Source organism: Pseudomonas sp. NPDC096950, from assembly GCF_044762525.1.
Lineage (GTDB): Bacteria > Pseudomonadota > Gammaproteobacteria > Pseudomonadales > Pseudomonadaceae > Aquipseudomonas.
Genome location: NZ_JBIWEL010000055.1, coordinates 1 through 3,223, shown reverse-complemented (window position 1 = coordinate 3,223; position 3,223 = coordinate 1). Strand labels below are relative to the sequence as shown.

At 59.3% G+C, this 3,223-nt stretch carries 4 protein-coding genes; all 4 read left to right on the top strand.

All coding sequences use genetic code 11. The features are described 5' to 3' along the window. The first annotated feature begins 62 nt into the window (after positions 1 to 62). The 4 genes from rpmF to fabG all read left to right on the top strand — a co-directional run bounded on the left by rpmF (position 63) and on the right by fabG (position 3,085). A complete protein-coding gene (gene rpmF / locus ACIQY3_RS34260; RefSeq protein WP_008152339.1) occupies positions 63 to 245 on the top strand; it encodes a 50S ribosomal protein L32 in 183 nt (60 codons plus the stop codon). 4 nt (positions 246 to 249) lie between these two features. Beyond that, positions 250 to 1,260 carry a phosphate acyltransferase PlsX gene (plsX, locus tag ACIQY3_RS34255; protein WP_403029091.1) on the top strand — a complete coding sequence of 337 codons (1,011 nt, stop codon included), beginning with the start codon at positions 250 to 252 and terminating at the stop codon, positions 1,258 to 1,260. Between the two features lie 125 nt (positions 1,261 to 1,385). Further along, complete coding sequence (gene fabD, locus ACIQY3_RS34250) at positions 1,386 to 2,324, top strand: ACP S-malonyltransferase (protein ID WP_054051772.1); 939 nt, start codon at positions 1,386 to 1,388, stop codon at positions 2,322 to 2,324. A 17-nt stretch (positions 2,325 to 2,341) separates the two neighbouring features. Next, positions 2,342 to 3,085 carry a 3-oxoacyl-ACP reductase FabG gene (gene fabG / locus ACIQY3_RS34245; RefSeq protein WP_403029088.1) on the top strand — a complete coding sequence of 248 codons (744 nt, stop codon included), beginning with the start codon at positions 2,342 to 2,344 and terminating at the stop codon, positions 3,083 to 3,085. The last annotated feature ends 138 nt before the right edge of the window (positions 3,086 to 3,223 follow it).

Below are 3,223 nucleotides of genomic sequence, written 5' to 3'. Positions count from 1 at the left end.
CAACCCGTTCAGTGTATTGGCGCAGTTAAAGCGTGACCCAAACGTTTAGGAGTTAATCAATTATGGCTGTTCAGCAGAACAAAAAATCCCGCTCTGCCCGTGACATGCGTCGTTCGCACGACGCCCTGACGGCAAGCACTCTGTCTGTAGAAAAAACCACCGGTGAAATTCACCTGCGTCACCACGTATCGCCAGAAGGCGTATACCGTGGCCGTAAAGTGATCGACAAGGGCGCTGACGAGTAATCACTTGTCTGCTCAAGTCATCGCGATTGACGCAATGGGCGGGGACTTCGGTCCCCGCAGCATTGTTCAGGCCAGCCTTGCTTGCCTGTCTGCTACGCCCTCGCTGCACCTGACCCTCGTCGGTCAACCCTCTCTTCTAGAAGAACTGCTCTCCGGCCATTCGGCTGTGGATCGCGCGCGCCTGTTGATTACACCGGCGTCCGAAGTCATCACCATGGATGAAAAGCCTGCCCAGGCCTTGCGTGGCAAGCCTGATTCGTCGATGCGCGTAGCCCTTGAGCTGTTGCGTGATGGCAAGGTCCAGGCCTGTGTCAGCGCCGGCAATACCGGTGCGCTGATGGCGTTGTCGCGATTCGTGCTCAAGACCTTGCCGGGCATCGATCGGCCGGCGATGGTCGCGGCGATCCCGACCGAGAAGGGTTATTGCCAGTTGCTCGACCTCGGTGCCAACGTCGATTGCAGTGCCGAGCATTTGTTGCAGTTCGCGATCATGGGATCGGTGGCGGCGGAAACCCTGGGTGTGGTTCGCCCCCGTGTCGCGTTGCTGAATATCGGTACGGAAGACATCAAGGGCAATCAGCAGGTCAAGTTGGCCGCGACCCTGTTGCAGAATGCAGGTGGCATCAACTACATCGGTTTTGTCGAAGGTGACGGTGTCTACCGCGGCGAGGCGGACGTGGTGGTATGTGACGGCTTTGTCGGCAATATCCTGCTCAAGTCCAGCGAAGGACTGGCGACCATGATTGCCGGGCGCATCGAAGCCTTGTTCAAGCAAAGCCTGGCCTCGCGGATGGTCGGTGCGCTGGCGTTGCCGCTGATGAAGCGCTTGCAGGCGGATCTGGCCCCGGCGCGGCACAATGGCGCGAGCTTCCTCGGTTTGCAGGGTATTGTCGTGAAAAGCCACGGATCGGCCGGGGTGCAGGGTTTCCAGAGTGCAATTCAGCGTGCCCTGATCGAGATCCAGGAAAACCTCCCGGAACGGCTTCACGGTCGTCTTGAGGATCTGTTGCCTTAGGCGTTTTCGTCGGACAATGCTTAAATGTGACCGCTCAGTTCAATTGGCCATCCAACTGTCAGTTTCTTGCGTCCCCCAAGCGGGACGTCAATTCTCCGACGACAAGATCATTAGGGGCTTGTTACATGTCTGCTTCCCTCGCATTCGTCTTTCCAGGACAGGGTTCGCAGTCCCTCGGCATGCTGGCCGAGTTGGGCGCGCAACATCCGGTGGTCCTCGAAACATTCAAAGAAGCTTCCGATGCTCTGGGTTACGACCTGTGGGCACTGACCCAGCAAGGGCCGGAAGAGCAACTCAATCAAACTGATAAAACCCAGCCGGCCATTCTGACCGCCTCGATCGCCCTGTGGCGTCTGTGGCTGGCTGAAGGCGGCGCGCGTCCGGCTTACGTTGCCGGTCACAGCCTGGGCGAATACAGCGCTCTTGTAGCGGCGGGTAGCCTGAGCCTCGGTGACGCGGTGAAACTGGTCGAGCGTCGTGGTCAGTTGATGCAAGAGGCCGTTCCGGCCGGGCAGGGCGGCATGGCCGCGATCCTCGGTCTGGAAGATGCGGACGTGCTGGCAGCCTGTGCCGAAGCGGCGCAAGGCGAAGTGGTCAGCGCCGTGAACTTCAACTCCCCGGGCCAGGTGGTCATCGCCGGTGCCAAGGCGGCGGTCGAGCGAGCCATCGAAGGCTGCAAGGCCCGTGGTGCCAAGCGCGCCATGCCGTTGCCGGTCAGCGTGCCGTCCCACTGCGAGCTGATGCGTCCGGCGGCCGAGCGGTTTGCCGAGTCCATCGCTGCCATCGACTGGCAGGCGCCGCAGATCCCGGTCGTACAGAACGTCAGCGCCGCCGTGCCGGCCGATCTGGAAACACTCAAGCGCGATTTGCTTGAGCAGCTCTACAAGCCTGTGCGCTGGGTCGAATCGGTCCAGGCGCTGGCGGCCAAGGGCGCGACCCAACTGGTCGAGTGCGGCCCTGGCAAGGTGCTTGCCGGCCTGAACAAACGCTGCGCCGAAGGCGTATCGACATCCAACCTCAATACCCCAGACGCTTTCGCTGCCGCTCGCGCAGCGCTGGCCTGAAATCAGGAGAAACTTGCATGAGTCTGCAAGGTAAAGTTGCACTGGTCACCGGTGCGAGCCGCGGTATCGGCCAGGCTATCGCCCTGGAACTGGGTCGTGAGGGCGCCATTGTCATCGGCACCGCGACCTCCGCCTCGGGTGCCGAGCGCATCGCCGCTACCCTGAAAGAAAACGGTATTCAAGGCACTGGCCTGGAACTCAATGTCACCAGCGACGAGTCCGTTGCGGCAGTGCTGGCGAACATCACTGCGCAGTTCGGTGTCCCGGTAATCCTTGTCAACAATGCTGGCATCACCCGCGATAATCTGATGATGCGCATGAAAGACGACGAATGGAACGACGTCATCGATACCAACCTGAACAGTCTGTTCCGCCTGTCCAAGGGTGTTTTGCGCGGCATGACCAAGGCGCGTTGGGGACGAATTATCAGTATTGGTTCGGTTGTGGGTGCCATGGGCAACGCAGGCCAAGTAAACTACGCTGCCGCCAAGGCCGGTCTGGAAGGTTTCAGCCGCGCACTGGCGCGTGAAGTCGGTTCGCGTTCGATTACGGTAAACTCGGTGGCCCCAGGGTTCATCGATACCGATATGACGCGCGAGCTGCCTGAAGCGCAGCGTGAATCCTTGGTGACACAGATTCCGCTGGGCCGTCTGGGGCAAGCACAAGAGATCGCGTCTGTGGTCGCTTTTCTTGCATCCGACGGTGCGGCTTACGTTACTGGGGCTACAATCCCGGTGAACGGCGGGATGTACATGAGTTAAATGTGACGGGTTGCTTCAAAAAAATGTCATACGAGCTGTCTAAAATCCGTTATAAAGCTGCAATCTATTTATAGGCAGAGGGCCCAAGGGTTTGAGGAGTGAAGCTTTCAGTTGAAAAACTGAAAAGTCTTTCTATAC

Bases quoted from the DNA above. Each gene is read 5' to 3' on its own strand.
- fabD (WP_054051772.1), top strand. From the start codon at position 1,386: ATGTCTGCTTCCCTCGCATTCGTCTTTCCAGGACAGGGTTCGCAGTCC.
- rpmF (WP_008152339.1), top strand. From the start codon at position 63: ATGGCTGTTCAGCAGAACAAAAAATCCCGCTCTGCCCGTGACATGCGT.
- fabG (WP_403029088.1), top strand. From the start codon at position 2,342: ATGAGTCTGCAAGGTAAAGTTGCACTGGTCACCGGTGCGAGCCGCGGT.